The sequence below is a fragment of the uncultured Tateyamaria sp. genome (assembly GCF_947496075.1).
GTDB lineage: Bacteria > Pseudomonadota > Alphaproteobacteria > Rhodobacterales > Rhodobacteraceae > Tateyamaria.
Map to the genome: position 1 here is coordinate 235,089 of NZ_CANMBJ010000001.1, position 25,667 is coordinate 260,755.

The window sequence follows — 25,667 nt, forward strand, 5'->3', positions numbered from 1 at the left end:
ACGGCACCAAATGGCTCTAGCCAGAGCAAATTAGCCAAATGGCTCTCAATTTTGAAAGACTAGTGATATGTCAGCTCTGAAAATTAAAAAAGGCTCCACCAGCCACTCCGCATACAACCTACGCCCCACCTTTTCGGACGTGGAAGAACGACACACCTTGGCGGTACTGGTCGAAAACGAACCAGGGGTTCTAGCACGCGTCATTGGCCTGTTCTCGGGGCGGGGCTACAACATCGAAAGCCTGACGGTGGCCGAGGTAGATCACACCGGCCATCTGTCCCGCATCACAATTGTGACCACTGGTACACCGCAAGTGATCGAGCAGATCAAGGCGCAGCTCGGGCGGATCGTATCCGTGCATGAAGTCCACGACCTGACAGTCGAAGGGCCGTCTGTTGAACGGGAACTGGCCATGTTCAAAGTCTCGGGCCAAGGTGAGAAACGCGTGGAAGCGCTGCGCCTGGCTGATATTTTCCGCGCCAACGTGGTCGACAGCACTCTGGAAAGCTTCGTGTTTGAGATTACCGGCGCCCCGGACAAGATTGACGCTTTTGCTGACTTGATGCGTCCACTTGGGCTGGTAGAGGTGGCACGGACGGGCGTTGCCGCCCTGCCCCGTGGCGACTAGGCAAAGGGTTCGCCCACCTTCAGCAAACGCTTTTCATAGGGTGTTAACTCATCTTCCGTGCAGTATCCCGACGCGCGCGCTGCGGCCTTTGCGGCGCCAATGCTCGTACCGAGATGCTCATAGATCATGCGCACGACCCGGTCATTGCTCAGTGTCTCTTGCACGGTACGCGCCACGTACCCAACCCAGACATTGTTTTCAAAAGATGTCACCCGGCTCAGGTAATTGAACGATGCTGTGTGAGACCCCCGACGCGAGATCAGTGCACTCACGCCGTCTTCCTGACGCAAGACCAACCCACGAAACTCGCGCGCCTGCCGCGTGATGGGCATTCCCTGCACACCCAAGGCTGCTTTGGTTTCGTACCCCCGCACAATCGTGGCCCCGTCATCTCTGAAGACGCGTACCAGTCCCGTCACAAATCTGTCGGTGTCCAGAAAGCTGGCCCGGACGAAACGATAAAACCCACTAGGAAACAGGTTCTCATCAATCAGCCCGACCCCGGCGCCGACGAAATCCTTAAGGAGCGGACCAGTAAGTGGATCAGAACCTGACATAATGTTTTGCACAGGTTCAAGCAGCACGCGTGCATCAACATCAAAGAAGTCACAGATGCGTGCCAAGACATCAGGCCGCGGAAAGCTCTCTCCAGAAAGATAGCGATTGAACTGTGTCCGGTTGATACCCAACTGGCGGGACAGCTCAGAAATGGACGGATAGCTTTCGGCAAGAATCCGCAAGTTTTCACCGAACATGCTGCGCAATTCCGCCGGTGATCTGCGCGTTTCAGGCATAGTTGTCTCTTCGTTTTGTGCTCGAATCGGAATGTAATCGTTAATCCGACGCCAATCCGAGCCACTTGCTCAAAACGTGACGCCAATTCGCATCAAAGGTGACGCAAAACTGCTTCTGAACGATACTGTTCCAGACACAAAATGCAAGCGAACGTTACCGACTTAGACATGTCGTAAATGTCTAGAATTGAGTTTGATAAAAACTGTCTAACTCTGGGTAGAGCAATGATTGGTGTCATCCTTTGGAGCGATCCAACAACTGAGAAAGCAGTCATCTGGTGTGAGGACCACGGCGACCTCGCTTTCCTGTCGAGAGACGATTGTGATTCACTACCGGAAGCATTCTTTGATGTTGGCGACATGGTCGAGTTTGATGCTTTTGCCGAACGCAATCTACGTAAGGTAAGGCGCGCGCATCTGCTGCAGCAAAACCATGACACAGCCCTACCCGACAGCCTGCATCGAATCAGACACGAGAAACGCGCACTTGTCGATGTCACGGACTCGGCAGAAATCATTCCTTTCCGCCTTCCTTCCAAAGCCCATCCAGCTCCGGAGCGTATGCCGCAACAGTTGCGCAGTGTCTAAACCTTAGACAACATGTCGGGCACGGAAAAATTCTGTCGAAAATCTGCGCACCTCAACCGCCGTGACACATACCTTGTGTGTCAAACAGCAGGTGGGGAATGCGAATGGAAACGACAACCCTGAGTTCAGTGCGCCGCCCGATTTCGTCTGCACATGGCCTGCCGAACGAACACTACACCAGCCCGGCTGTGTTCGAGGAGGAGCGCGAGGCGCTTTTGATGGCAGGCTGGTCAGGTTTGGCCGTTGCGGCGGGCGTTCCGACACCGGGCGATACCGTTCCGCAGACCTTTCTTGGGATTCCCTTGCTCCTGATCCGGGACAAGTCGGGTACAGTACGCGTGTTTCACAACATCTGCCGCCATCGGGGCATGATCCTGGTCGATGCTCCCCGCAAGATCGAAGGGGCCATACGCTGTCCCTACCACAGCTGGTGTTACTCAACCGAAGGACGACTGGTTTCAACACCCCATGTGGGAGGACCTGGTCAGAACACCGCCGATGGGATCGACAAATCCTTTCTAGGGCTGATCGAGGTGCGCAGCCACGTGTGGATGGGCGTCGTCTGGATCAATTTGTCTGGCGATGCTCAGCCCTTTGAAGAGGCCAACGCAGATTTGCTTGCCCGTTGGATTGAGTTTGACAAACCATTGTACCACGGGGGCGAAGACAGCCATTTCCAACTCAGCGTGAACTGCAACTGGAAACTTGCGGTCGAGAACTATTGCGAGAGCTATCACTTGCCGTGGGTACACCCGGATCTCAACACGTACTCGCGGCTCGAAGATCATTACCACATCGAAGCCCCCAATAGATACTCAGGGCAAGGCACGCGCGTTTATCGGCAATTATCTGGTGACGACAATCGCACATTCCCAGACTTCGAGGGATTGAGCGACAAGTGGGACACCGCGGCGGAATACATCACAGCCTATCCAAATGTGCTGCTAGGTGTGCATCGCGATCATGCCTTTTCCATCATATTGATCCCACAGGGCCCAGGGCGAACGACCGAAAACGTCCACCTGTATTACGCGCAGCCTGACACCAATCCCGCTTTGAGGATGCGCAACGCCGCGCAGTGGAAGCAGGTTTTCGAGGAAGATATTTTTGTTGTGGAAGGTATGCAGCGCGGCCGTCAAACACCGGCGTTTGACGGCGGTCGCTTCTCACCGGCGATGGATGGGCCGACGCACCTGTTCCACACCTGGGTTGCAGAACGGATGATGGCCCATCGCGCGGCGGCCAACGCTGCCGAATGAATGATCTTGAGCAGCGTCTTCTGGCGGCACATACCGATGGCAAACACGCTACTTTGGTCGGTCTGTATCAAGAGGCTGCGACTGCGGCGCCGTCGGAGAATGAACGCGCCTTTTTGCTGACGCAAGCACACGTCTTTGCCTTGGACACGGCACATCCGGATGCCCCGCTTCTGCGTCAAATGCTGATCGACATGGGGCGCGAAACACCGCTTTAACGCGCACCTGCCGCCATTTGCGCATAGATGTGCCAGGATGCGTGCCCAAGCCACGGCAGAACGATCACCAGCCCAAGCAGTCCGGGTAGCATCGCCAGAAACAGCAAAACCACGATGACAGCCGCCCAACTTAGCATGGGGACCATGTGGGCCTGCACATGCCCCCAACTGGCGAGGATTGCGGTCATGTAATCCACCTCGCGCGCCAGCAGCAGCGGCAGGCCAAATACGCACATCGAAAAGAAGATAAAGGCAAAGATGCCTCCGACAACGGTGCCAAGCGCAATCATCATCAAGCCATCCACGGTCAGGAAAACATCAAACGATGTCGTGACGTTCACCATAGGTTTGAGGCCCAGAAACAGTGCGAAAATCATGTGCCCCAGAAAAAACCAAAACAGCAGCGCAACCACCATCAGCATGGACAGCCATGGCAGTTGTCTCCCCCGTTCTTCCCGCAGCTGTGCAAGGATTACGCCGATGCCCGCAGGTTGCCCCATCCCGATCCGCCGCGACACTTCGTAAGTTCCAAGTGCGCAAAGTGGAGCCACCAGAGGGAACCCGAATACGGCGAGGATCAACCAGAACGTGTGACCGGCCCACATTGTCAGGCCAATCAAACCCCAACCCGCAATGACCGAGGCAATCCCGGTCAACAGACCAAAGCCCGGCGCCGCCCGGAAATCACTCCAACCCGCAGATAATGCATGGCGAATAAATGCAGGCCGCGGCGCATCAAATGGCGGCACACCTGCCGGGAGGCTGGGATACGGATTCGCTTCCATTACATGAGATCCTCCATTCCGGGACGGCGCGCAGGCCAGTCCGTCATATCGTGCCATGCTTGTGCCAATCGCAGCAAGAGCGCGTCGCTGCCCCGGCGTCCAATCAATTGTAGTCCCATGGGCAGATCGCGCGGACCGCCAAAACCGGCCGGTACACACACAACAGGCAAGCCAAGCAAACTCGCGGGCACCACGACTTCCATCCAGCGGTGATATGTATCCATCGCCGTGCCACCGATCTCGCGCGGCCAATCAATTGAGACGTCGAAAGGCCACATCTGGGCGGACGGCAGCACAAGCACGTCACAGCTTTCGAACAAGGTCGTGGCGGCCCTGAACCAGCTTGATCTTACCACACTGGCCCTATGCACTTCCATCGCAGACAAGGTGAGACCGCGTTCGATCTCCCAAATCGCTGTGTCTTTCAATTGATCGCGCTGGGCTGGGTCCGCATACAGAACCTCAAGGTTCCCTGCCACAGCCCAACTGCGCAACGTGATCCAGGACGACCAAATAGCATCGCGATCAAACGGGGCATTCAAGGCGTCCACCGTGACGCCGAGCGTCTCCATCTCCGTCAACGCCGCCTTGCACAGATCCAACACACCAGCCTCCATTGGCAGCGCGCCACCCCAATCGCCCAGCCAACCAACGCGCAACCCGTCGGCACCGCCACCGATCTGTGGCAATGCGGGCGGCGCATCGACACCATGCGGCTGGCGTGGATCGGACCCTGTCATCGTATCCAGAAGGGCTGCCAGATCGCTCGGTGTACGGGCCATCGGCCCATTTGTGGAAAGCTGATGCAAGAAGCTATCGCCCATCGGTTCCGACGGCACGAGGCCCCAGCTTGGCCGCATTCCATACACATTGTTCCATCCCGCCGGGTTGCGCAGAGACCCCATCATGTCCGAGCCGTCGGCGACGCTCAGCATCCCGGTGGCCAAGGCCACCCCTGCCCCACCAGACGATCCACCCGCGCTGCATTCAGTATCGTAAGGGTTGCGGGTTGCGCCAAAGACCGGGTTGATGCTGTGCGACCCCAGGCCAAACTCCGGCGTATTTGTCTTTCCAATGATGATGGCTCCGGCATCACGCAACCGGGCCACCATGATGTCATCGGATTGCGCCACCTGCCCGGCAAACAAAGGTGACCCCATAGAGGTCGGCAGGCCCTTGGCGTTTGCCAAATCCTTGATAGCCATCGGGATGCCATGCAACCAGCCTGCCTTAGGCGCTGAATCAGCCGCGCGCGCCTCGGACATCAAAGCGTCGGCATCTCGCAACGACACAATCGCGTTGACCTTTGGATTGATTGCAGAAATGCGATTAAGCGTCTGCTCCATGAGCGCTTCTGCAGTGATGTTGCCCGCATCCAACTGTGTCCGCAGTGCGAGCGCACCTTGCTGGATCATGTGATTGGCCTCCCTTCGAGTTGGCAGGCCAAAGGCGGGTTACTCCGCCTGCGCCTCTGCCCGGGACTTGCCCGATACATCCAAAGCTAACGTGGCCGCCATCAACCCATCAAGGTCTCCGTCCAGAACACCCTTGGTGTCAGACGTCTCGTAATTGGTGCGCAGGTCTTTCACCATCTGGTAGGGCTGCAAGACATAGGATCGGATCTGGTTGCCCCACCCCGCATCGCCCTTGTTCTCATGCATCTCGTTCACAGCAGCATTCCGGCGGTCCAACTCCATCTGATAAAGGCGGCTTTTCAACGCCTTCATCGCAATGTCGCGGTTCTGGTGCTGGGATTTTTCAGAGCTGGTGACGACAATACCCGTGGGCGCGTGGGTGATCCGCACCGCCGAGTCGGTTGTGTTCACGTGCTGCCCGCCCGCGCCGGACGACCGGTACGTATCGATGCGAATGTCGGCAGGATTCACCTCAATCTCAATATTGTCGTCCACCACGGGATAGACACCGACGGAGGTAAAGCTGGTGTGGCGTTTCGCGGCACTGTCAAACGGGCTGATGCGCACAAGTCGGTGCACGCCGCTTTCCGACTTTAGCCAACCATAAGCATTCTGGCCGCTGATCTTGTAGGTGGCCGACTTGATGCCAGCCTCTTCCCCCGCGCTTTCGGACTGCAGTTCAACCTTGTAGCCCTTCTTTTCCGCCCAACGGACATACATCCGCGCCAGCATTGCGGCCCAGTCACAGGATTCTGTTCCGCCCGCGCCCGAGTTGATCTCAAGGAAGGTGTCGTTGCCGTCAGCCTCACCATCAAGCAGCGCCTCAAGCTCTTTCTGAGCCGCCGTTTCGGCCAGTGCCTTAATCGCAGCTTCCGCGTCAGCGACAACCTCGTCATCTTCCTCCATCTCACCCAACTCAATGAGTTCGATATTATCTGCCAGATCCTGCTTGATGCGATCATGCGTTTCCATGGCATCCACAAGCATCTGGCGGTCACGCATCAGCTTTTGCGCAGCCTCGGGATCGTCCCACAGGTTGGGGTCCTCGACACGCGCGTTGAACTCTTCCAATCGGTGCTGGGCCGTTTCAACATCCAGCCGCTGAGCCAACAAAGCCACCGACTTTTCAATCTCTTCGACGACATTCTGAATTTCGGCGCGCATGTCCCATCCTTCTTGGCAGAGCTTCGAGATAGCCCATGCAAGACTGCGCGACAAGATCAGTTGGAGTGCTCCGGACGGTCAGCTTAGTACAGACCGCCCGAACTCAGCGTACCGAAGTTTGCCTTGGGGCCTACAACTGCTTTCTTGCCGGTCGAGGTGGTCACCTGACGGCCACCGCTGCCCACTTCTTCGAACAAGGGCAGATCAGCGCCCATCGCAAATCCACCATCGAAAGTGATGCCGAACGTCGGCTCAAACCCATCCCGGAAACACTCGCTAACCACGTTGTCGCCTGCCGCCGCATCGCTCAAACGCGCACCGGAAAAGCGGTCGATTTTGATGAACATGCATTCCTCAGGCACATCGAATGAACCGCCACCATACTTAGCAATCGCTTCTTGCATGAAGGTGTTGAATACGGGGCCACACATACCGCCGCCAGACGCGCCCTTGCCAAGGCTGCGCGGTTGGTCGTAGCCAATGTAGCAGCCTGCAACGATGTCGCTGGAAAATCCGATGAACCAGACGTCCTTGGCGTCGTTTGTGGTCCCTGTTTTACCGGCAATTGGAACTGGAAGGTTCACGCTTCGTGACGCGGTGCCGCGATCGACCACGCCCTTCATCATCGATGTCAATTGATAGGCTGTCACGGGGTCCATTACGCGCTGGCGATTGGATACCACCCGCGGCGCAATGCCCGGATCAAGGCTGGCCAGTTGCGTGCAGTCACGGCACTCACGTTCATCATGGCGATAAACGGTGCGACCAAACCGGTCCTGAACCCTGTCAATCAGCGTGGGCTGCACCCGTTCACCACCGTTCGCGAACATCGCGTAGGCCGACACCATCTGGTACAGCGTCGTTTCTTCGGACCCCAGCGAGTTGGCAAGGAACAGCCCCATGCGGTCATAAACGCCGAAGCGCTCTGCATAGTTGGCAACAATGTCCATACCGACCTCTTCCGCCAGACGGATGGTCATCAGGTTCCGCGACCGCTCGATACCAGTGCGCAGCGGTGTGGGGCCGTAGAACTTGTTGGACGAATTGCGCGGGCGCCACAGGCCCTGAGGCGTGTTGATCTCGATCGGAGCGTCCACGACGATGGTGGCCGGGGAATACCCGCTGTCGAGGGCGGCCGCATAGACAAACGGTTTGAATGACGACCCCGGCTGCCGCTTGGCCTGTGTGGCGCGGTTGAAGACCGAGTTCTGGTAGCTGAACCCACCCTGCATGGCGATCACACGGCCCGTGTTCACGTCCATGGCCACAAAGCCGCCCTGCACGCGCGGCACCTGACGCAAGGTCCAACGGATAAAGGAACCATTGTCATCGGCCGTCATGGCACGCACATGCACCACGTCACCAACTTCGAAATTGTCAAAGAAGTTGCCCTGGATCCACTTGATGTCTTCGCGCGGAACAACCGCGGCCGGTTCGCTGTCCGTCCACCCTTCGATACCAATGCGCAGCTGCTGGTCTTCGACCTCCAAGACAACAGCGGGCCGCCATGCGCCGTTCAGGTCGATGTCACGCGCAACAGAAACACCCCTGAGGGCCTCTTCCCAATTCTCAAGCTGATCCGCTTCGATGCTCTCGCCGGTGCCGCGCCAGACGCCCTGCCCCCGATCATAGCTTTCAAGCTGGCGCCGCAATGCATAGGCCGCGATGGGTTGCATCTCGGCATCGATTGTTGCGCGGACCGTGTAGCCACCAGTAAAGAACTCACCCTCACCGTAGTCCTCGCTCAGCTGACGGCGAATTTCATCGGTAAAGTAATCACGCGGCGGCAGCTCAGCCTTGAAGCTCTCGAAGTCGCCATTTTGCACGGATCGCAGCGGCATCGCCACCTCTGTCTCGTACGTGACGGCATCGATATATCCGTTCTCCATCATCTCTTTCAGAACGAAGTTTCGACGGGATAACAGTCGATCCGCACGTCGCACCGGGTGAAAGTCCGACGGTGCCTTGGGCAAGGATGCGAGAAAAGCTGCCTCATGCGGCGCCAATTCGGTCAGGGTCTTGTTGAAATAAGTCTGACTGGCTGCAGCTACGCCGTAGGAGTTCTGACCAAGAAAAATCTCGTTCATATACAGTTCGAGGATTTTTTCCTTGCTCAACGCCTCTTCCACGCGGGCGGCAAGAATGATTTCCTTAATCTTACGCTCAGCTTGTCGGTCGCCGGACAGCAGGAAATTCTTCATCACCTGCTGAGTGATCGTCGACGCGCCGCGGACATCCCGCCCGCGACTGCGTACGGCATCGTATGCGGCGGCGCCGATACCACGAAGGTCATAACCGTCATGCGAATAAAAATTCTTGTCCTCGGCCGAGATAAACGCCTGTTTCACCAGGTCCGGGATCGTCTCGGCCGGTGCAAACAGGCGGCGTTCTTGGGCAAACTCGTCAATGATCTGACCTTCACCCGAATAGATGCGGCTGATTGTGGCCGGTTGATATTGGGCCAACGACTCGTGGCTGGGCAAGTCCCGGCCATACATCCAGAATATGGCCCCGATCGACAATGCGACCATGGCAATGCCCATCGTTACGGTGGTGAAAATCCCACCAAAAAAGGAAAGAATGAACCGAAACATGACCGCTCGCACCTGTTTTCAACGGTTGCTTTTGTTCCGGTATACGCGAGGGCGCGGACAGGGTCAAAAGCGAACGGCAGCGCGATATCGCCGATGTGAACGACTACTGTCGGATCAGCGGTTGCATTGCCAGATCATCATCCCGCCATTGCAGAATGCCCGCCGCCAATGCTTCGACCATGACCGCGCGCCAAACAGGGTCGCGCAAGTTGGCAAGGTCACGTTGGTCCGACAGAAATCCGACCTCGACAAGGACAGATGGGATGTCTGCACTTTTAAGCACGGAGAACGCTGCCTCGCGCCGCGGGCGTTTGTTCATCGGACCACCTGCCGCGGCCATATTGTCGATAAGTGCCGTCGCCAAAGTTTCCGTGCGGGGCATGGTTTCGGTGCGTGCCAAATCCATCAGAACCGACGCAACCTGATCATCCGTGCCACTCAGGTCCACACCGGCCAGAATGTCGGCACGGTCATGCTGCGCCGCCAATTGAGCTGACGCCGCATCGCTTGCTTCGTCGGACAAAGTATACACCGTGGCACCTCTTGCCTGACCCTGGCTCAAGGCGTCGGCATGCAAAGACACGAAAGCATCTGCACCGACCTGATGTGCCAAAGCAACCCGGCCCGTCAGCGAAACGAACGTGTCCGTGTCGCGGGTCAATACAACTTCGATACCACCAGCCCTGCGCAATGCGTCGCGCAAGGCCAATCCAATGCCCAGCATCAGTTCTTTTTCGCTGGTGGTCTCGCGCACGGCCCCCGGATCGATCCCCCCATGACCCGGATCGATGACAACCACGAAACCGTCTTCCAGCATTCCGGGCGGTTCGTCTGCAGCCTGCACCCCCCAATCGGCATCACCCGGCGGGCCCGCCAGTTCCGCGAATTCCTGTGCCGAAACCTCTTCCAATGCGATGGTCAGGACCGCTCGACCAGATGAGGGATCGACGGGCATTGCAATTTGCTTTGGTATCATCGGCGCGTTCAGATCCAACACAAGTCGGGACCATCCGGGTTTGAAGGCTCCGAAACGTATCGCTGAAATGCGGCCGGGCTCGGGCAGCAGGGCATCCGGCGAAATACCGGAGAAATCCACCTCTCGAAAATCGACAACCAGCCGCGCTGGGTCCGACAATGAAAAGACACGGAATGGCACGCCCTGGCTCAACGACAATGTCAGATCAGTTGAACCAAACCAGCCGTCAGAAATCTCACTTTCAGTGACATCCACTCGCGCCAGACCGGACAGGTCTTGCGCTATGGCCGAGAAAGCAAAAAACCACATCACCACTGCGATCAAGATCGCCCGCATCACCACTGCCCTTTTCGTTTTGCGTGCAGCATAGCGGCACCCGCTCCTCGCGGGAATCCCCGATTAACGCCCATCCATGAATGTTTTCAGTCGGCGCAGGCCTTCCGCAATATCATCCGTTGTACGCGCGTAAGAAAAACGCAGGGTCTGGTGCCCCCGGACGGGATCAAAATCGAGGCCCGGTGTTACTGCAACCCTCGCCTCGTCCAGTATCCGCGCAGCAAATGCACGGCTGTCATCGGTCAGATCTGACACATCGGCGTAGACATAGAATGCTCCATCAGGTGGCGCGATGCGCGTGAAACCGGCCTTTGGCAGACCTTCCAGCATCAGGGCACGGTTGGTGCGGTAGACATCCAGATTTGCCTGCATCTCGTCCGTTGCGTCCATGGCAGCAAGCGCGGCCACCTGACTGGCATGCGGCGGGCATATGAACATGTTTTGAGCCAGGCGCTCAACCACGCGCACGTGATCCTCGGGCACCACCATCCATCCGGCACGCCAACCGGTCATCGAGAAGTACTTGGAAAACGAATTGATGACATAGACATCGTCACTGACATTCAGGGCGCTGACGGCTTTAGCCTCATATTCGATGCCGTGGTAGATTTCGTCGCTGATAAAGCTGGCTCCGGCCTCTTGCGTGGCATCAACCAGACGCGCCATGGCCGCATGGTCCAACATTGTCCCGGTGGGATTTGCCGGAGAGGCAACAAGCAAACCCCGTAAATCATGGCCCGCAAAGTCATCGGGCACCGGTTGGTAACGGTTGGCGGCGGCCGTCGGCAAATCGACCGGTGTCAGACCCAGGCCCGTCAGGATTTGACGATAGCTGGGATAACCCGGAGCACCAATACCCACACGATCCCCGCTGTCGAACAGCGCATTGAAAGCAAGTATGAAACCGCCAGACGCACCTGACGTTACGATCACACGGTCTGGATTCAGATCAACATCGTACCAGTCGCCATAGAGCCGCGCGATGCGCGCCCGAAGTGCAGGTAGCCCCAATGCAACGGTATAGCCAAGCGGCCCTTCATCCATCGCTTGCCCCAATGCGCGGATCGCCGCCTTAGGTGCCCCTGTTCCGGGTTGCCCCACTTCCATATGGATTATGTGGCGACCTGCAGATTCCGCGGCTCGTGCGGCCTCCATCACATCCATCACAATGAAGGGATCGACATCGCTGCGTCTTGAGGTTCGCATGGCGTCTCCTATGATCGCACCATGACCTTTCATACCCTGGCGCGGGTGGCGTCAATCCTGATCGTGTCGCTTGCGCTTGCCCTGCCAGCGCGCGCGGTAACCCTGTTGCGAGATGCAGACATGGAATACGCGCTGGCACAAGTGGCGGCGCCCGTGCTCAAGGCTGCCGGATTGAGCGCATCACGCACCAAAATCCTCGTGGTCAATGACAGCTCTCTCAACGCTTTTGTGATCAGCAACGATGCGATCTATATCCATTCGGGCCTGATCAGTCGGATGGACCGCGCGGCAATGCTGCAGGCTGTGATCGCACACGAGGCGGCGCATATTACCAATGGCCACATCACGCGAAGGATTACGAACCTCGGAAACGCCCGCACGGCTGCAACGCTTGGCCAGGCGCTGGCAATCCTTGCGGCAGCAGCAGGCGCCGGAGAAGGAGCCGCGGCTATAAGCCTCGGGACGCAAAGCGCGGCACAACGCAACTTTCTGAGCCATACCAGGGCAGAAGAAACGGCCGCCGACCAATCGGGCGCGCGGTACCTGCGCAGCGCGGGCATCGATCTGGACGGCATGCTGGACGTCTTTCGCCTTTTCCGGGGCCAAGAGGTTTTGAGCGCAAGCCGACAAGACCCCTATGTCCGCTCCCACCCGCTGAGCCGTGATCGCCTGCGCACAATCGAAGGGTTTGCAGCGGCGTATGGCGGCTCTGCCACCGCAGACTCCGCCACGTCGGACTATTGGTTTGCGCGCGCAAAGGGCAAGCTGACATCCTTTACCCGTCGCCCGAGTTGGACACTGAACCGATTGGGCGAAAGCGGCTACCGCGACATTGCCTTGATGCGTGAGGCTGCTGCACGACACCAGAACTCGCAAACACGTCGCGCGATTGCTGCCATCGACAAAGCCATCGCTCTGCGCCCGCAGGATCCGTTCCTATACGATCTCAAGGGCCAAATTCTTATGGAAACCCGGCAATTCGCAGCGGCAGCGAATGCGCACGGCCGTGCGGTACAGTTGCGCCCCAACGATGGGCTGCTACAGGCCGGGTATGGCCGTGCGCTTTTGGCCAGTGGAAATGTCAGCGCGGCCCTGCCAGCCCTTGAACGCGCCCGCCGCATTGATTTCCGGGATGGATCGATGTTGCGCGATCTCAGCGTGGCCTATGCGAAATCCGGCCAGCGCGGCATGGCGTCACTTATCACTGCCGAGCGCTACGCCCTGCGTGGTCGGCTCGAAGATGCCGGTATTCATGCAAAGCGGGCCACCGGCCTCCTGTCAGAAGGGTCTGGCCCTTGGCAACGGGCACAGGATGTGGTCCTTGCATCTGAACGCGCAGAAAAGCGCAAGAAACGGAGATAGAGCATGTTCTTCCGCCCCCTCGCAGCAGCCTCTTTTGCCATGGCGCTCGCCTTACCCGCCCAAGCGCTTGATCTGAGCCAGATGACCGACGAAGAGCGGCAAATTTTCCGTGAAGAAGTACGCGCATACCTGATGGACAACCCACAGGTGATTATGGATGCGGTGCAGGTGCTGGAACAAAGGCAAGCTGCAGCACAAGCTCAAGCCGACCTTTCACTTGTGTCCGACAACGCCGAAGACATTTTCAACGACGGCTTCAGCTTTGTCGGCGGCAACCCCGATGGGGACATCACCCTGGTCGAGTTCCTCGACTATCGCTGCGGGTTCTGCAAACGCGCCCATGGTGAGGTTGCCAAACTATTGGAAACGGATGGCAATATTCGCCTGATTGTCAAAGAATTCCCGATCCTTGGAGAACAGTCGCTGCTTGCCTCGCGATTCACTATCGCAACCAAGCAAATCGCCGGTTCAGAGGCCTACAAGAACGTCAGCGACGCTGTGATGGAAATGTCAGGCGATGTATCGATGCGCACGCTGCGGCGCATGGCATCGACCTTTGGCCTCGATGCCACCGCGATCGAAGCGCATATGGAAAGTGAAGCGGTGACGGATGAAATCCGTCGCACCCGTGCTCTAGCCCAAAGATTGCAGATCACCGGCACGCCTACATTCGTCCTGCAAGACGAACTTGTGCGCGGCTTCCTGCCCTTTGATGAGATGCAGGCATTGGTCGACGAAAAGCGGGGATGACCTGCTGAGGTCTTCAGGACGCCCGACCGCCTCCAGAAGAACTCGCTATTCTGCCGCTTGCGCCTCTGCTGCGCTTGCGGCGTCCAGTTCCGCGGCTTTCTTCTCTACCTCTTCGACGATGTGATCGACCATCTGGTCATTGTCCATCCGGTGGCTTTGCTTGCCAGCCAGATACACCATGCCGTGGCCGGCCCCACCGCCGGTAAAGCCCACATCGGTCATGAGCGCTTCGCCCGGTCCGTTCACGACGCAGCCGATAATGGACAGGCTCATGGGCGTCTTGATATGCGCCAACCGGTCTTCCAGCACTTCGACAGTCTTGATCACATCAAAACCCTGCCGTGCGCAGGATGGACAGGAGATGATGTTCACACCGCGGTGCCGCAGACCAAGTGACTTGAGAATTTCGTAACCGACTTTGACCTCTTCCACGGGATCGGCAGACAAGGACACGCGGATCGTATCGCCAATGCCCATCCAAAGCAGGTTGCCAAGGCCAATCGCGGATTTGATGGTGCCGGACGTTAAGCCGCCCGCTTCGGTGATCCCAAGATGGATCGGCGCATCCGTGGCCTCGGCCAACTTCTGATACGCCGCGGCCGCCATGAACACATCAGACGCTTTGCAGCTGATCTTGAACTCGTGAAAGTCGTTGTCCTGCAAGATCTTGATGTGGTCGAGGCCACTTTCCACCATCGCGTCGGGTGTGGGCTCACCATATTTCTCGAGCAGGTGCTTTTCGAGTGACCCAGCGTTCACGCCGATGCGGATGGAGCAGTTGTGGTCGCGCGCGGCCTTGATGACCTCTTTGATCCGGTCTTGCGACCCGATGTTGCCGGGATTGATACGCAGACAGGCGGCACCTGCCTCGGCCGCTTCGATCCCGCGCTTGTAGTGGAAATGGATGTCAGCAACGATTGGCACCGGGCTGTCAGCGACGATCTCTTTCAACGCCTTGGACGACGCCTGATCCGGGACCGAAATACGCACGATGTCCGCGCCCGCCTCTGCTGCCGCCTGCACCTGCGCCACCGTCGCCGCGACATCGGTGGTCAAGGTGTTGGTCATGGTCTGGACCGTGATCGGCGCATCGCCACCAACCGGCACCGATCCCACCATGATCTGACGGCTTTCCCGACGGTAGATGTTACGCCACGGACGGATATGGTTAAGCGACATGAAACACCCTGTTCAGCATCGGCAGTTGTCACGAAAGATAGACAGGTGAAGGCACACCGGCAATGGGGCGCGAAGACTATTCGCTGATCGCTGTGGATGTTGCTTGTGCTTCGGCGTAGCGGGTCAGCCCCTCGTCGGTGCTAACATCAACAGGCAGATACGTCTCTTTCAGACCTGCAATCTCCAGCGGCAAGTTGGATGTCACAGCGCCAGTCGGGCCAACCGGACCATAGAACTTGTTGTTCATTGCGAAGTAGATTGCACCACTCTCGCCAGTGCGCAACGTGGGCGCTTCTTCGGTCAGGGGCGCTTCCCATGTATCGCCTGCCTGCATCGTTGCTTCGTAGATCACGGTACCATCGGCGGCACGCACGCGAACCCAGGAGGGTCGCACGGCAACCATTGTCAGCGCAGGCGCAGTTTCCTCGACCACTTGCGGCACGGTGGGTGCAATCGCCTCTGCCAAGGCGCGATCGACCGCTCCGATCAGCGGTGTGGTGACTGCCGGTTCGGGCGCTGCAAAAGTCCCGATCTCGCGCGGGTCCAAAGTGGCGATTGGCGCATCGCGCGCAACCAGCACAGGGACATCCAGCGCTTGCGGCCGGTACAGGCGATCCAGCGCATCCGCACGTGGCGTATCAATCGTGGGACCCTGCTCGGCCAATGACAGGTTTGAGCTGCTCAATGGATCAAGATCGGACAGAACGACCGGCGTTTGATCCACGGGCGCGACCTGTACGCGTTGCACCTCTTGCAGCACGGAATAGCCGCCAAACCCGATGCCACCAATCAAGGCGAGCAACACAAGCGACGATCCGACGGCGCGTGGCTCAATCCGTGACCAGACGGCCTCGCCTGTTGGAACGAACGGGGTCGCAGGTGCTGCGAAGATATCGGCTCCGTGAGGTTTCTGCAGCCGATCTTCACGCGCGGCTTTCTTAACCACGGACGCTTCTGCTGACATGCCATGGGCAACAGCAAAGCCGCTTTCTGCGCAGAATGTGTGGAAGGAACGATCAGGGTCCATGTTCAGGTAACGGGCATATGACCTAACGTAACCTGCGATGAAGCCCGGAGTGTCGAAGGCATCTGGGTCACAGGCTTCTATGGCGGCGATATAGCTTGCCTTGATCCGCAGCTCACGCTGCACATCCAACAAGGACTTGCCCATCGTTGCACGCTCGCCGCGCATGATGTCGCCTAGGCGCAACTCGAAGTCGTCAAAGCCCTTTGGCTCGACGTCTTCTTGAACTTTTGCGATGTCGGATTTCCGCCCGATCATACAGCTGCCCCGTTGTACCAAGTGATGACAAATCGATCCCACTCGATTCGCTTCACCTCTGTTGTTTAACAGACGGTAACATATGGCAATGTTATTTGCGAATATTAGTGAATTATCCTGCGCTCTCGGCGCGATTTAGCGCACAATGAGACCACAGTTTATCCATAGCTTTTACAAGGGCATCGATCTCTTCCGGGCCATGCACCGGCGATGGTGTAAATCGCAGCCGTTCGGTTCCGCGTGGCACAGTCGGGAAGTTGATCGGCTGAACATAAATACCGTGCTCTTCCAACAGCATATCGCTGAGCATCTTGGTGTGAATAGGGTTACCGACCATGACAGGAACGATGTGACTGCCGTGATCGATAATGGGCAAGCCCATGCCTTTCAGTCGCAATTTCAACGCCTTGGCTTGTACCTGATGGTCCGCGCGCAGGTTTTCAGCTGTTTTCAAGAACGCAACCGATGCAGCCGCCCCGGCAGCGACGGCGGGTGGCAGCGACGTCGTAAAAATAAATCCAGGCGCATATGACCGGATCGCATCGCACATCTTGGCCGATGCGGCGATGTAGCCCCCCATAACCCCATACGCCTTCGCCAGCGTGCCGTTGATGATGTCGATGCGGTGCATCACCCCGTCACGCTCAGCAACACCTGCACCACGCGGACCGTACATGCCCACGGCGTGCACCTCATCGATATATGTGAGCGCGCCGAATTCGTCGGCAAGATCACAAATCTCTTCGATTGGTCCAAAATCGCCATCCATCGAATAGATGGACTCGAATGCGATCAGTTTGGGCGCATCAGGATCGTCAGCCTCCAAAAGCTCCCGCAGATGCTCGACATCGTTGTGGCGGAAAACACGCTTCGCACCACCGTTACGACGCACACCTTCGATCATCGACGCATGGTTCAATGCATCCGAATAAATAATAAGGCCCGGAAAGAGCTTAGGGAGCGTGCTTAATGTCGCGTCGTTGGCGATATACGCGCTCGTAAACAGCAACGCGGCATCTTTGCCGTGCAGATCGGCAAGCTCGGCCTCAAGCCGTTTATGGTACACCGTCGTGCCCGAAATGTTGCGCGTCCCGCCCGAACCGGCACCGGTCGCATCAATCGCTTCATGCATGGCTTGCAGCACAATGGGGTTTTGACCCATGCCAAGATAGTCATTGCCGCACCACACGGTAATTGGTGCCTTGGTGCCATCAGGCCGCGTCCATTCCGCATGTGGGAACTGACCCTTTTGACGCTCGATGTCGATGAAGGTCCGGTAACGGCCTTCGTCATGCAGGCGTTGCAGGGCTGTGTCCAATTTGGCGGTGTAGTCCACGCGAGGCTCCATTTTGGTCTTTGCGTCTTTGTCATTCCGCTGACGCAGTATTTAGAATGAATATAGACAGCGAGATTGGGCTTCAATGCTAATCAAATGCGCGTCATGTCGCAGGTCTGGTATTCCCCACCCAGGCAACCTGCGCTTTGACCCAGATCAACCACTGGACACTGCCCCGCCGCATCGTAGTGTTGCCGCAGCAGTCAAACCAAAGGAAACCCCATGACCCTCGACGCCGTTCTGTCCCGCATCGATGCTGATCTGCCCCAAGCAACCGAACGGTTGCTAGAGCTATTGCGCATCCAGTCGATCTCGACCGATCCGGCATTTGCGGATCATTGTCAGACAGCGGCGGACTGGTTGGTGAGGGATCTGCAAAGCATTGGCATCACAGCAGAAAAACGGGAAACACCGGGGCACCCTATGGTTGTGGGTCACGTAGAAGGCGACGGACCGCACCTTCTGTTCTACGGGCACTACGACGTACAACCTGTTGATCCGTTGGAACTTTGGGATCGCGACCCGTTCGATCCACAGATCGAAGAAACGGCCAAAGGGCAAGTCATCCGGGGGCGTGGATCATCTGATGACAAAGGTCAGCTCATGACCTTTGTTGAAGCATGTCGCGCCTGGAAGTCCGAGCACGGCGCCCTGCCATGCCGCATTACCTTCTTCTTCGAAGGCGAAGAAGAATCAGGCTCTCCGTCCTTGGTCCCCTTCATGCAGGAGAACTCGGAAGAGCTGAAATCCGACCTCGCCCTGATCTGCGACACCGGCATGTTCGAGTCCCGCGTACCGTCCATCGTCACAATGCTGCGGGGATTGCTAGGCGAAGAGATCACGATCACCGCCCCAGACAAAGACTTGCATTCGGGCATGTATGGTGGGGTCGCGATGAACCCGATCCGTGTACTTACCCACGTCCTTGCCTCACTGCATGACGATCAGGGTCGCGTTACGGTCCCTGGGTTCTACGACGGCGTACACGAATTGCCGGATGACATTCGCAGCCAATGGCAAGGCCTCGCCTTTGACCATGGCACGTTCCTCGGCGATGTGGGTTTGTCGGAACCAGCAGGCGAACAGGACCGTACCCCAATCGAAATGATCTGGTCCCGCCCGACCTGCGATGTGAATGGCATCTGGGGCGGTTACACAGGCGACGGCTTCAAGACTGTCCTACCGTCCAAGGCACACGCCAAAGTGTCTTTCCGCCTTGTCGGCGATCAGGACCCGCACAAGATCCGCAACAGCTTCCGACAGATGGTGGAGGACGCCCTGCCCGCCGATTGCGAGGTTGAATTCTCAGGCCACGGAGCCAGCCAGGCATCGACGACAGAAACAACCGATCCGGCCTTCGAAGCGGCGCGTGTTGCGCTCACGAATGAATGGAATGTCCCTGCCGCCTATGTCGGCTGCGGTGGCTCGATTCCGATCGCAGGTCATTTCCAAGACATTCTCGGCACCACCCCCATGCTCGTCGGCTTCGGCAAGGATGACGATCAGATCCACTCGCCCAACGAAAAATACGACATGGAGAGCTTTCACAAAGGTATCCGCAGCTGGGCTCGTATCCTCGACGCTCTGACATGATGACGTTCACGACTGCCGAAGACGTTACCATCGCCCATGATATACAAGGCGATGGGCCTCCGGTTCTGCTTCTACACGGTTTTCCGCAAACCAGGGCCATGTGGCACGCCATTGCGCCACAACTGGCCCGGGACTTCACCGTCGTCACCGCCGATTTACGCGGCTACGGTGCCAGCACCAAACCAGCGCGGATGGAGGATATGAGCTTTCGCAACATGGCCACTGATCAACGGGCGCTGATGGAACATCTCGGCTTTGATCAATTCCACCTCGTCGGTCACGACCGCGGCGCGCGCACCGCACATCGCATGGCTTTGGATAGTGCCAACAGCGTCCTGTCCCTCACCTTGATGGATATTGTACCGACCCATTTGCTGCTGAACGAGGTGACGCAGCAGTTTGCGCGCGCATACTATCACTGGTTCTTTCTGGCTCAACCTGCACCGTTTCCGGAAACGCTGATCGGCCATGATCCCGATGCCTATTTCGAAAGCTGCCTGGCCGGTTGGGGCGGTGGTACGGGCGGGTTCGACGCTGACGCGCTTGAGGCGTATCGCACTTCATGGCGCGATCCCGATTGCATCCGCACGATGTGCAACGACTACCGCGCCGGCATCGATGTTGATTTCGACCTCGACGCCTCGTATCTCGGGCGATCAGTCGATTGCCCTGCCCTTGTGCTTTATGGCGCAGACGGAGTCATGGGACGATCCTATGACGTGGCTGCCACCTGGGCGGATCGGCTGACAAACATGCAAGCGAAGGGGCTGCCCGGCGGACATTTCTTCCCAGACACACACTCCGTGGAGACCGCAAAGGCCCTTACCGATTTCTTGAGTTCGCAAAAGTAAGGCGCAACTGCCGGTGCGCCCCGCACGTCAAATCACGCCCACAAACCTCTCGGGCAACACATACTGGGTAGCATAGTCCGGGCGGTCGAAATGATAATATCCAGTATCGCCACGCGGTTTGAAACTGCGCTGCATCTTCCGACGCAACGGGCGCATGTCGAACTCATCGACCATTTCGAGCTTGGCGAAGTCTTCGAAAACCTCTCGATCCTCCCCCCGCGCTTCTGCAAACCAGTGGCGACCTATCGAGGCTTCCTTGACCGATGCATTCACCTCATCGGTGACCGCATTGCGGTGATCCATCACGCCGACATATGCGCCGAAATCACAGAACTTCAGATGCATGAGGTACAAATCGTCCGGTGTGAACAGCTTGTCGGCCTGCGTGAAATGCCCGCCCCGCGCGATCTTGACTGGGACAGAGATGATGCAAGGCTTGGAATAATGTGGTGCCGGACGCACATGACGGCGCGGACCAATGATGTGATCTGTGATCTCGTCCTGTTCGAGATCGATGCGATGGATCACCTCAAGACCAAGCGGCGTCAACACGCGACCATCAGGCGCATCTTCCAGAAAATCCAGCAACGTACCGCCCGCCTCCGGGTCACGCACGACCAGTTCATCCACGTCACCAACGATCACATGACGGTAGTAGCGCCGTAGTCCCCCAACGAGGTTGTTCAGTAGTCCCCAACGCTTGATGTCGAAATTCTTGTGCGGGTCCCCAGGAATGCCGACGATGTTGCACCCGGCGGCCAGCTCGGCCACTTCGGCACCACGACCATGATTGATGACATAGCAATTCTCGCGCCCAAACATCTCACCGTAGTGGCGCAGCCACGCTTTCAAGAAAAACGCGTCATCGCGCACCATGGTCACGACGGCCACTGTCTGCATCTGCTAAGGTCCTGCTCAAAGGGTTATTTTTGCGCACCCTATCGCAAGGACCCGGCCAAGAGAATCGTTATTTTGCCCCAGAGGCTGCGCATGACACTGCCCCCAGACTTTGCCCGAACCGGCCTGCATGTCAGGCGTGCGGGTGAAACGCCGATCACGGGCTATCAGATCATCGGAGAACGGTCATCGGGCACGAATTTCGTCAAGCGCTTGTTGGGCCGGAACACAAACCTAGTACCAACCGAAGCACTGGGCTGGAAACATGGCTTTCCCCACATGATGGCGATCCCGTCGGACTTGGCAGTGATCGTCGTTGTACGAAGGGCTGACACATGGGCGCGGTCCATGTTTTCGAAGCCATGGCACACGACACCCGCCATGCAGGCCATGCCTTTTTCAGAGTTCATTCGCGCACCATGGGACACGATCATTGACCGTCCCCGATACTTCGAAGGGCTGGTCCCGGAAGGCAGTGTCGGCCTGCCTTTGCAACATGACAGGCATCCGGCAACGGGCGCACCTTTTGAAACACTGTTTGCCCTGCGCACCGCAAAACTCAACGGGATGTTGTCGCTCCTGAACCGTGACTGCACTTGCGCCATTCTCCGTATGGAGGATACGCAAGAGCGACCACGGGCAACACTCGATGCTTTGACGTCCGGTCTTGGCTCTGCTCAACCGCATGCCGAATACCGCCCCGTCGTCAAACGGCTTGGCTCAAAATTCAAACCCGCCGTTGCAGATCGCCCCGCCCTGCCCGACCGCTGGAGCCCAGAGGACATGACGCACCTGCGCAGCTCTGTAGACACAGACCTCGAAGCGCAATTGGGCTACATCTACTGATCCTCTTTCATCTTGCCAGGTAAACTTCGGGGAGCACGAGGGGCTGGCCCCTCGTTACACCGCAAGGCAATCACAGAGCAATCAGCATGGCTTGGAGGTTGGGAAAAGTGGCGCGGTTGACGGGGCTCGAACCCGCGACCCCCGGCGTGACAGGCCGGTACTCTAACCAACTGAGCTACAACCGCGCATTTTGCCTTTCGGCGTGCCCATTCCTCCGGGACCAGAGAGCAGCAGTGGCGCGGTTGACGGGGCTCGAACCCGCGACCCCCGGCGTGACAGGCCGGTACTCTAACCAACTGAGCTACAACCGCCCGCTGCGTTTGGCGGGTTTATGATCAGCCCCCCGCCCCGTCAAGCGTCTTTTCCCGCTTGGCAGTCGAAATCTGCTGCCAGAATGTCAAAGGCGGCACCAGACCAACGAAACGGCACCATGCGTACCGTCGCCCCAAGCAGTGTTTCGTCGTGGGGGGTGCCCTCTTGTCCTCCCATGCGGACATAGAAGCGGCGGGCACGCGCATTGTCGGCAATCACAACCAGACGCAAGGCGGTGGCGCCCTCTTCCACCAGACACGCAGACATCATCTTCAGCAGCCGCGCACCAACACCGCCGCTGCGCGCGTCCGGATCGACGTGCAGATTGTCCAGAAGCGGCACATCCTGCCGCACCACGGCGGCGAACCCCAGCACGGCATCGCCGTCTTCGGCCAGCAAGATCAACCGGTCGGCAGGCCAGCTATCCCACCGCGCGCGCATATTGTCATCAAGCGGCGCACCCAGGACCTCTGCCGGAACATATGGCGCATAGGACGCCCGCCAGCTTCGCGCGTGCAAGGCCGCAAGCGCAGGTGCATCTTCTGGCTCCGCACGGCGCAAGCGTACCGTCATTTGTCCGGCAGTGGAATGAACTCGCTTTCATCCCCGGGCGGCAATTGAAACCGGCCATGCGCCCAATCGCCCGCGCGCCAAGCCTCCTTGGCCGCATCAATGCGGTCCTGTGATGACGCCACAAAGTTCCACCAAATGTACCGCGATCCCTCCAACGTCGCTCCACCAAGAAGCATCAGTCGCGCGCCCTGCTCACCTGCCGCCAGCGAAATGGCGTCTCCGGGACGAAAAACCATCATCTGCCCCGCGTTGTAGGCATCTCCGGCTACAGTCACCGACCCTTCGACGACGTAAACACCACGATCCTCATGGTTGTCGGGCAAAGGAATACGGGCGCCTGCCTCAAGAACAGCGTCCGCATAAAACATCTCGGAAAACGTCTGCACGGGCGCCGTCTCGCCCCACGCATCCCCGAGGATCAGGCGCACCTCTTTGCCTTCCCCCTCCAGAAACGGCAGCGTGTCCTTGGGCGCGTGCTGAAAATCGGCCGGATCATCCTCGGCGTCCTTGGGCAAAGCAACCCAAGTCTGAATGCCGAACAGGTTATGCGGTTTCTTGCGGATCTCGCCATCCGTGCGTTCAGAGTGGGTAATCCCGTGGCCAGCCACCATCCAGTTCACCGCGCCCGGTTCGATCCACTGATCCGTGCCAAGGCTGTCCCTGTGATGTATTTTACCTTTGTAGAGGTACGTGACAGTGGCCAACCCGATATGCGGGTGCGGACGGACATCAATGCCTTTTCCAGTCACGAACTCCGCCGGCCCCATCTGATCAAAGAAGATGAACGGGCCCACCATCTGCCGCTTGGGCGCGGGCAAGGCGCGGCGCACCTCGAACCCACCCAGATCACGAGCACGCGGCACAATGACAGTTTCAATTGCGTCAACGGCATCCCCTTTGGGGCAATCGGGATCAAGGGCCGGGTTCCAGCTCATGGCATGTCTCCTTACGCGTCATATGATCAAGATAGTTGGGGTATGCTGACCAACAAGCAATTGTCGTCCACGGCCCCTGTGCATCCAAGCACGATCGACGGCGGCCATGCCCGCATCACAACTCGAGATTGATTCAAAGCGCAACTTCTACGAGTAAACTCCTTTGTGATAGGATCAACCTCCCGTATAACGAGCGCAGGTACCCACAATTGCAGGTACCCAGAAAACAGAGGATAACATGAAGACTTTAGTATGTTTCACAGCGGCTTGCGCAGCCGTTGCAGGCCCGGTTTGGGCCGATAGTATCGTACCCACAGACATGGCCCCCACCTGTGTCGTGTCGTCAGACACGATAAACGGCTGGTTCGCCGGAGGGTCAGTTGCAGAAAACGCTGCCATCGACGCCCCGGACTCCGTCACATTTACATCGACGTACAACGACGACCCTGACAGATGCGATTTCTACACTTGGGGTGCGCAGATGTTCCTCTGGCTGACGTCTACAGACGGCACCAAACTGGTACTGGACAGCCCAAATTTCTTCACGATTGCCCCCGTCGACAGCAGCGGCAACCGCGTGTTTATTGAAAACACCGCATCCACCCCAACGGCTTTGCAGGTTCGCAGTGAAAAAGCTGACACACCTGCTGGCGACGACATTGGCGAAATCGGCCAGGCCGGATCATCCGGTGTCCTGATGTCGCAAGACAGTTCCTTGGTCTACTACGGGCTGGCGGCGAACGATGCCTATGCCTACTTCCTGACAGGACAGAAGGATCCGACCTCGAATCTCGCGTCCAAAACGACCTTTCCATACACGCAGGCAGATCTGACCGACTTGCAGACCTACATGAGTGACAGCTGGAGCGGCACCACACTTCTGACTGGCAATCAGCTGGCAATGGAACTCAAGACGTCATGGGTTGAAGCCAGCACGCTCTCGGACAGCGGCACCTACCTGACGATTGAGGGTACGATTCCAAACTTCGTCGCGAATGCCGACAACACGGCCATGTCCGTCGATGCAACAACCCCCACCAAGACCGTGACACTCGCCCTCACCGGCATACACGTTGTGGGCACGGTCCAAGATCACCCGGAATTTGTCTGGGCGACGTTCGAACACTACAACAATGCGCCCGACGCGCCCTATTACTACTTGGCGGATGACGGCACGATCACCCTGAACGATTTTGACAGCAATCACGACTTTCTCTTCATGGCCGAAAGCGGCGCGCAGGACGGTGCCAACATCGAATGTATGAAGGCCAACAAAGATGGCACGATTGCAGTCAATGTCAGCGGTACCGGAGAGCCGGTCTGTGAAGGCGGAATCGTCCCGTCGAATACGGTGCGGGAATATCCCTGGGGCAGCCTTGCCAATGATCCGTCAAGTACAACGGTCACCAACAACACGCTGTTGCTGTCGATCAACAATTCGGTGCGCAGCCAATTGGCGAAAGGTGACATTCGCGCGAATTATATCCAGACCGGCAGCGTCTGGACAACGACACCTCCGAGTGGCGGCGCCGCACCAATTCCCAACCAAACGGCGAACCAGGCCCTGAACCTGCGTGGTTCGACCACCATCGCGAACATGACGATGGAGACTTACACGCAAGGGACCAACTGCTTTAGCTGTCACAACCTGACAGAAGGCACGCCAAACAGCTTTGAAGAGTTCGGTCTGTCGCACGTCTATTCCGAGATTGAGCCGCTGAAACCGGCCCAATAAAATACCGGACGCCGCGCACATATGCGCGGCGTCCAATCGCGCCTCGTGGCACAGAC

23 protein-coding genes and 2 tRNA genes are annotated in these 25,667 nt (G+C 57.9%); 10 read left to right on the forward strand and 15 right to left on the reverse strand.

The window, feature by feature from the left end; translation table 11 throughout:
- Positions 1-67: 67 nt before the first annotated feature.
- Complete coding sequence (gene ilvN, locus Q1A51_RS01160; protein ID WP_299207102.1) at positions 68-628, forward strand: acetolactate synthase small subunit; 561 nt, start codon at positions 68-70, stop codon at positions 626-628.
- Here the strand turns inward: ilvN and Q1A51_RS01165 are convergent.
- The gene (locus Q1A51_RS01165; protein ID WP_299605918.1) at positions 625-1,383 is read right to left on the reverse strand and encodes a helix-turn-helix transcriptional regulator; all 759 of its coding nucleotides are present in this window, start codon (positions 1,381-1,383) and stop codon (positions 625-627) included. The genes ilvN and Q1A51_RS01165 overlap by 4 nt on opposite strands.
- 216 nt (positions 1,384-1,599) lie before the next feature.
- Here Q1A51_RS01165 and Q1A51_RS01170 point away from each other — a divergent pair, with 216 nt between their 5' ends.
- The 3 genes from Q1A51_RS01170 to Q1A51_RS01180 all read left to right on the forward strand — a co-directional run bounded on the left by Q1A51_RS01170 (position 1,600) and on the right by Q1A51_RS01180 (position 3,484).
- Positions 1,600-2,010 (forward strand): hypothetical protein, encoded by a 411-nt coding sequence (locus Q1A51_RS01170; protein WP_299605919.1) that lies wholly within the window; start codon positions 1,600-1,602, stop codon positions 2,008-2,010.
- Positions 2,011-2,108: 98 nt separating this feature from the next.
- Entirely contained in the window at positions 2,109-3,269 is a 1,161-nt protein-coding gene (locus tag Q1A51_RS01175) for an aromatic ring-hydroxylating dioxygenase subunit alpha (RefSeq protein WP_299605920.1), read from the forward strand.
- The gene (locus tag Q1A51_RS01180; protein ID WP_299207110.1) at positions 3,266-3,484 is read left to right on the forward strand and encodes a hypothetical protein; all 219 of its coding nucleotides are present in this window, start codon (positions 3,266-3,268) and stop codon (positions 3,482-3,484) included. The genes Q1A51_RS01175 and Q1A51_RS01180 overlap by 4 nt, the downstream gene beginning before the upstream one ends.
- Here the strand turns inward: Q1A51_RS01180 and Q1A51_RS01185 are convergent.
- The 6 genes from Q1A51_RS01185 to Q1A51_RS01210 form a co-directional block, all read right to left on the reverse strand.
- Positions 3,481-4,269: a DUF2189 domain-containing protein gene (locus Q1A51_RS01185; protein ID WP_299605923.1), complete on the reverse strand. Its 789-nt coding sequence runs from the start codon at positions 4,267-4,269 to the stop codon at positions 3,481-3,483. The two genes, Q1A51_RS01180 and Q1A51_RS01185, sit on opposite strands and share 4 nt — an antisense overlap.
- A complete protein-coding gene (locus tag Q1A51_RS01190) occupies positions 4,269-5,684 on the reverse strand; it encodes an amidase (RefSeq protein WP_299605926.1) in 1,416 nt (471 codons plus the stop codon). Before Q1A51_RS01190 ends, Q1A51_RS01185 begins: the two co-directional genes overlap by 1 nt.
- Positions 5,685-5,723: 39 nt before the next feature.
- The gene (gene prfB / locus Q1A51_RS01195) at positions 5,724-6,848 is read right to left on the reverse strand and encodes a peptide chain release factor 2 (protein ID WP_299207116.1); all 1,125 of its coding nucleotides are present in this window, start codon (positions 6,846-6,848) and stop codon (positions 5,724-5,726) included.
- 83 nt (positions 6,849-6,931) lie between these two features.
- Positions 6,932-9,442, reverse strand: a complete 2,511-nt coding sequence (locus Q1A51_RS01200) for a penicillin-binding protein 1A (protein ID WP_299605929.1) — start codon at positions 9,440-9,442, stop codon at positions 6,932-6,934.
- A gap of 103 nt (positions 9,443-9,545) precedes the next feature.
- Positions 9,546-10,754 (reverse strand): N-acetylmuramoyl-L-alanine amidase, encoded by a 1,209-nt coding sequence (locus Q1A51_RS01205; protein WP_299605931.1) that lies wholly within the window; start codon positions 10,752-10,754, stop codon positions 9,546-9,548.
- Positions 10,755-10,817: 63 nt separating this feature from the next.
- The gene (locus Q1A51_RS01210; protein WP_299605933.1) at positions 10,818-11,960 is read right to left on the reverse strand and encodes an aminotransferase class I/II-fold pyridoxal phosphate-dependent enzyme; all 1,143 of its coding nucleotides are present in this window, start codon (positions 11,958-11,960) and stop codon (positions 10,818-10,820) included.
- A gap of 21 nt (positions 11,961-11,981) precedes the next feature.
- Between Q1A51_RS01210 and Q1A51_RS01215 the strand changes: the two genes are divergently transcribed.
- Together Q1A51_RS01215 and Q1A51_RS01220 are read left to right on the forward strand one after the other, a co-directional pair.
- Positions 11,982-13,322, forward strand: coding sequence for a M48 family metalloprotease (locus Q1A51_RS01215; protein ID WP_299605935.1), 1,341 nt, complete (start codon positions 11,982-11,984; stop codon positions 13,320-13,322).
- Between the two features lie 3 nt (positions 13,323-13,325).
- Positions 13,326-14,072 (forward strand): DsbA family protein, encoded by a 747-nt coding sequence (locus tag Q1A51_RS01220; protein ID WP_299605938.1) that lies wholly within the window; start codon positions 13,326-13,328, stop codon positions 14,070-14,072.
- A 45-nt stretch (positions 14,073-14,117) separates the two neighbouring features.
- Here the strand turns inward: Q1A51_RS01220 and ispG are convergent, their stop codons facing one another.
- From ispG to hemA, 3 genes are all read right to left on the reverse strand, one after another.
- Positions 14,118-15,251 carry a flavodoxin-dependent (E)-4-hydroxy-3-methylbut-2-enyl-diphosphate synthase gene (gene ispG / locus Q1A51_RS01225; RefSeq protein ID WP_299605940.1) on the reverse strand — a complete coding sequence of 378 codons (1,134 nt, stop codon included), beginning with the start codon at positions 15,249-15,251 and terminating at the stop codon, positions 14,118-14,120.
- Between the two features lie 76 nt (positions 15,252-15,327).
- Positions 15,328-16,533, reverse strand: coding sequence for a helix-turn-helix domain-containing protein (locus Q1A51_RS01230; RefSeq protein WP_299605942.1), 1,206 nt, complete (start codon positions 16,531-16,533; stop codon positions 15,328-15,330).
- 112 nt (positions 16,534-16,645) lie between these two features.
- Positions 16,646-17,869 (reverse strand): 5-aminolevulinate synthase, encoded by a 1,224-nt coding sequence (gene hemA, locus Q1A51_RS01235; RefSeq protein ID WP_299605944.1) that lies wholly within the window; start codon positions 17,867-17,869, stop codon positions 16,646-16,648.
- A 222-nt stretch (positions 17,870-18,091) separates the two neighbouring features.
- On the opposite strand from hemA, the gene Q1A51_RS01240 reads away from it, so the two are divergent.
- Both Q1A51_RS01240 and Q1A51_RS01245 read left to right on the forward strand, forming a co-directional pair.
- Entirely contained in the window at positions 18,092-19,462 is a 1,371-nt protein-coding gene (locus Q1A51_RS01240; RefSeq protein ID WP_299605946.1) for a M20/M25/M40 family metallo-hydrolase, read from the forward strand.
- Positions 19,459-20,313: an alpha/beta hydrolase gene (locus tag Q1A51_RS01245; protein WP_299605948.1), complete on the forward strand. Its 855-nt coding sequence runs from the start codon at positions 19,459-19,461 to the stop codon at positions 20,311-20,313. Before Q1A51_RS01240 ends, Q1A51_RS01245 begins: the two co-directional genes overlap by 4 nt.
- 27 nt (positions 20,314-20,340) lie before the next feature.
- Here Q1A51_RS01245 and Q1A51_RS01250 read toward each other — a convergent pair whose 3' ends face one another.
- Positions 20,341-21,213 carry a glycosyltransferase family 2 protein gene (locus Q1A51_RS01250; protein ID WP_299605950.1) on the reverse strand — a complete coding sequence of 291 codons (873 nt, stop codon included), beginning with the start codon at positions 21,211-21,213 and terminating at the stop codon, positions 20,341-20,343.
- Between the two features lie 90 nt (positions 21,214-21,303).
- Between Q1A51_RS01250 and Q1A51_RS01255 the strand changes: the two genes are divergently transcribed.
- A complete protein-coding gene (locus tag Q1A51_RS01255) occupies positions 21,304-22,056 on the forward strand; it encodes a hypothetical protein (protein ID WP_299605952.1) in 753 nt (250 codons plus the stop codon).
- A gap of 108 nt (positions 22,057-22,164) precedes the next feature.
- Here the strand turns inward: Q1A51_RS01255 and Q1A51_RS01260 are convergent.
- From Q1A51_RS01260 to Q1A51_RS01275, 4 genes are all read right to left on the reverse strand, one after another.
- Positions 22,165-22,241, reverse strand: a tRNA-Asp gene (locus Q1A51_RS01260).
- Between the two features lie 49 nt (positions 22,242-22,290).
- Positions 22,291-22,367 (reverse strand) — tRNA-Asp (locus Q1A51_RS01265).
- 40 nt (positions 22,368-22,407) lie between these two features.
- Entirely contained in the window at positions 22,408-22,941 is a 534-nt protein-coding gene (locus Q1A51_RS01270) for a GNAT family N-acetyltransferase (protein WP_299602853.1), read from the reverse strand.
- The gene (locus Q1A51_RS01275) at positions 22,938-23,876 is read right to left on the reverse strand and encodes a pirin family protein (RefSeq protein WP_299602856.1); all 939 of its coding nucleotides are present in this window, start codon (positions 23,874-23,876) and stop codon (positions 22,938-22,940) included. The genes Q1A51_RS01270 and Q1A51_RS01275 overlap by 4 nt, the downstream gene beginning before the upstream one ends.
- 238 nt (positions 23,877-24,114) lie before the next feature.
- Between Q1A51_RS01275 and Q1A51_RS01280 the strand changes: the two genes are divergently transcribed.
- Positions 24,115-25,611 carry a hypothetical protein gene (locus Q1A51_RS01280; protein WP_299602858.1) on the forward strand — a complete coding sequence of 499 codons (1,497 nt, stop codon included), beginning with the start codon at positions 24,115-24,117 and terminating at the stop codon, positions 25,609-25,611.
- Positions 25,612-25,667 lie beyond the last annotated feature (56 nt).

Excerpts from the sequence above, each read along its gene's own strand:
- ilvN (WP_299207102.1), top strand. The coding sequence starts at position 68 with ATGTCAGCTCTGAAAATTAAAAAAGGCTCCACCAGCCACTCCGCATAC.
- Q1A51_RS01165 (WP_299605918.1), bottom strand. The coding sequence starts at position 1,383 with ATGTTCGGTGAAAACTTGCGGATTCTTGCCGAAAGCTATCCGTCCATT.
- Q1A51_RS01170 (WP_299605919.1), top strand. The coding sequence starts at position 1,600 with ATGTCTAGAATTGAGTTTGATAAAAACTGTCTAACTCTGGGTAGAGCA.
- Q1A51_RS01175 (WP_299605920.1), top strand. The coding sequence starts at position 2,109 with ATGCGAATGGAAACGACAACCCTGAGTTCAGTGCGCCGCCCGATTTCG.
- Q1A51_RS01180 (WP_299207110.1), top strand. The coding sequence starts at position 3,266 with ATGAATGATCTTGAGCAGCGTCTTCTGGCGGCACATACCGATGGCAAA.
- Q1A51_RS01185 (WP_299605923.1), bottom strand. The coding sequence starts at position 4,269 with ATGGAAGCGAATCCGTATCCCAGCCTCCCGGCAGGTGTGCCGCCATTT.
- Q1A51_RS01190 (WP_299605926.1), bottom strand. The coding sequence starts at position 5,684 with ATGATCCAGCAAGGTGCGCTCGCACTGCGGACACAGTTGGATGCGGGC.
- prfB (WP_299207116.1), bottom strand. The coding sequence starts at position 6,848 with ATGCGCGCCGAAATTCAGAATGTCGTCGAAGAGATTGAAAAGTCGGTG.
- Q1A51_RS01200 (WP_299605929.1), bottom strand. The coding sequence starts at position 9,442 with ATGTTTCGGTTCATTCTTTCCTTTTTTGGTGGGATTTTCACCACCGTA.
- Q1A51_RS01205 (WP_299605931.1), bottom strand. The coding sequence starts at position 10,754 with ATGCGGGCGATCTTGATCGCAGTGGTGATGTGGTTTTTTGCTTTCTCG.
- Q1A51_RS01210 (WP_299605933.1), bottom strand. The coding sequence starts at position 11,960 with ATGCGAACCTCAAGACGCAGCGATGTCGATCCCTTCATTGTGATGGAT.
- Q1A51_RS01215 (WP_299605935.1), top strand. The coding sequence starts at position 11,982 with ATGACCTTTCATACCCTGGCGCGGGTGGCGTCAATCCTGATCGTGTCG.
- Q1A51_RS01220 (WP_299605938.1), top strand. The coding sequence starts at position 13,326 with ATGTTCTTCCGCCCCCTCGCAGCAGCCTCTTTTGCCATGGCGCTCGCC.
- ispG (WP_299605940.1), bottom strand. The coding sequence starts at position 15,251 with ATGTCGCTTAACCATATCCGTCCGTGGCGTAACATCTACCGTCGGGAA.
- Q1A51_RS01230 (WP_299605942.1), bottom strand. The coding sequence starts at position 16,533 with ATGATCGGGCGGAAATCCGACATCGCAAAAGTTCAAGAAGACGTCGAG.
- Q1A51_RS01240 (WP_299605946.1), top strand. The coding sequence starts at position 18,092 with ATGACCCTCGACGCCGTTCTGTCCCGCATCGATGCTGATCTGCCCCAA.
- Q1A51_RS01245 (WP_299605948.1), top strand. The coding sequence starts at position 19,459 with ATGATGACGTTCACGACTGCCGAAGACGTTACCATCGCCCATGATATA.
- Q1A51_RS01250 (WP_299605950.1), bottom strand. The coding sequence starts at position 21,213 with ATGCAGACAGTGGCCGTCGTGACCATGGTGCGCGATGACGCGTTTTTC.
- Q1A51_RS01255 (WP_299605952.1), top strand. The coding sequence starts at position 21,304 with ATGACACTGCCCCCAGACTTTGCCCGAACCGGCCTGCATGTCAGGCGT.
- Q1A51_RS01270 (WP_299602853.1), bottom strand. The coding sequence starts at position 22,941 with ATGACGGTACGCTTGCGCCGTGCGGAGCCAGAAGATGCACCTGCGCTT.
- Q1A51_RS01275 (WP_299602856.1), bottom strand. The coding sequence starts at position 23,876 with ATGAGCTGGAACCCGGCCCTTGATCCCGATTGCCCCAAAGGGGATGCC.
- Q1A51_RS01280 (WP_299602858.1), top strand. The coding sequence starts at position 24,115 with ATGAAGACTTTAGTATGTTTCACAGCGGCTTGCGCAGCCGTTGCAGGC.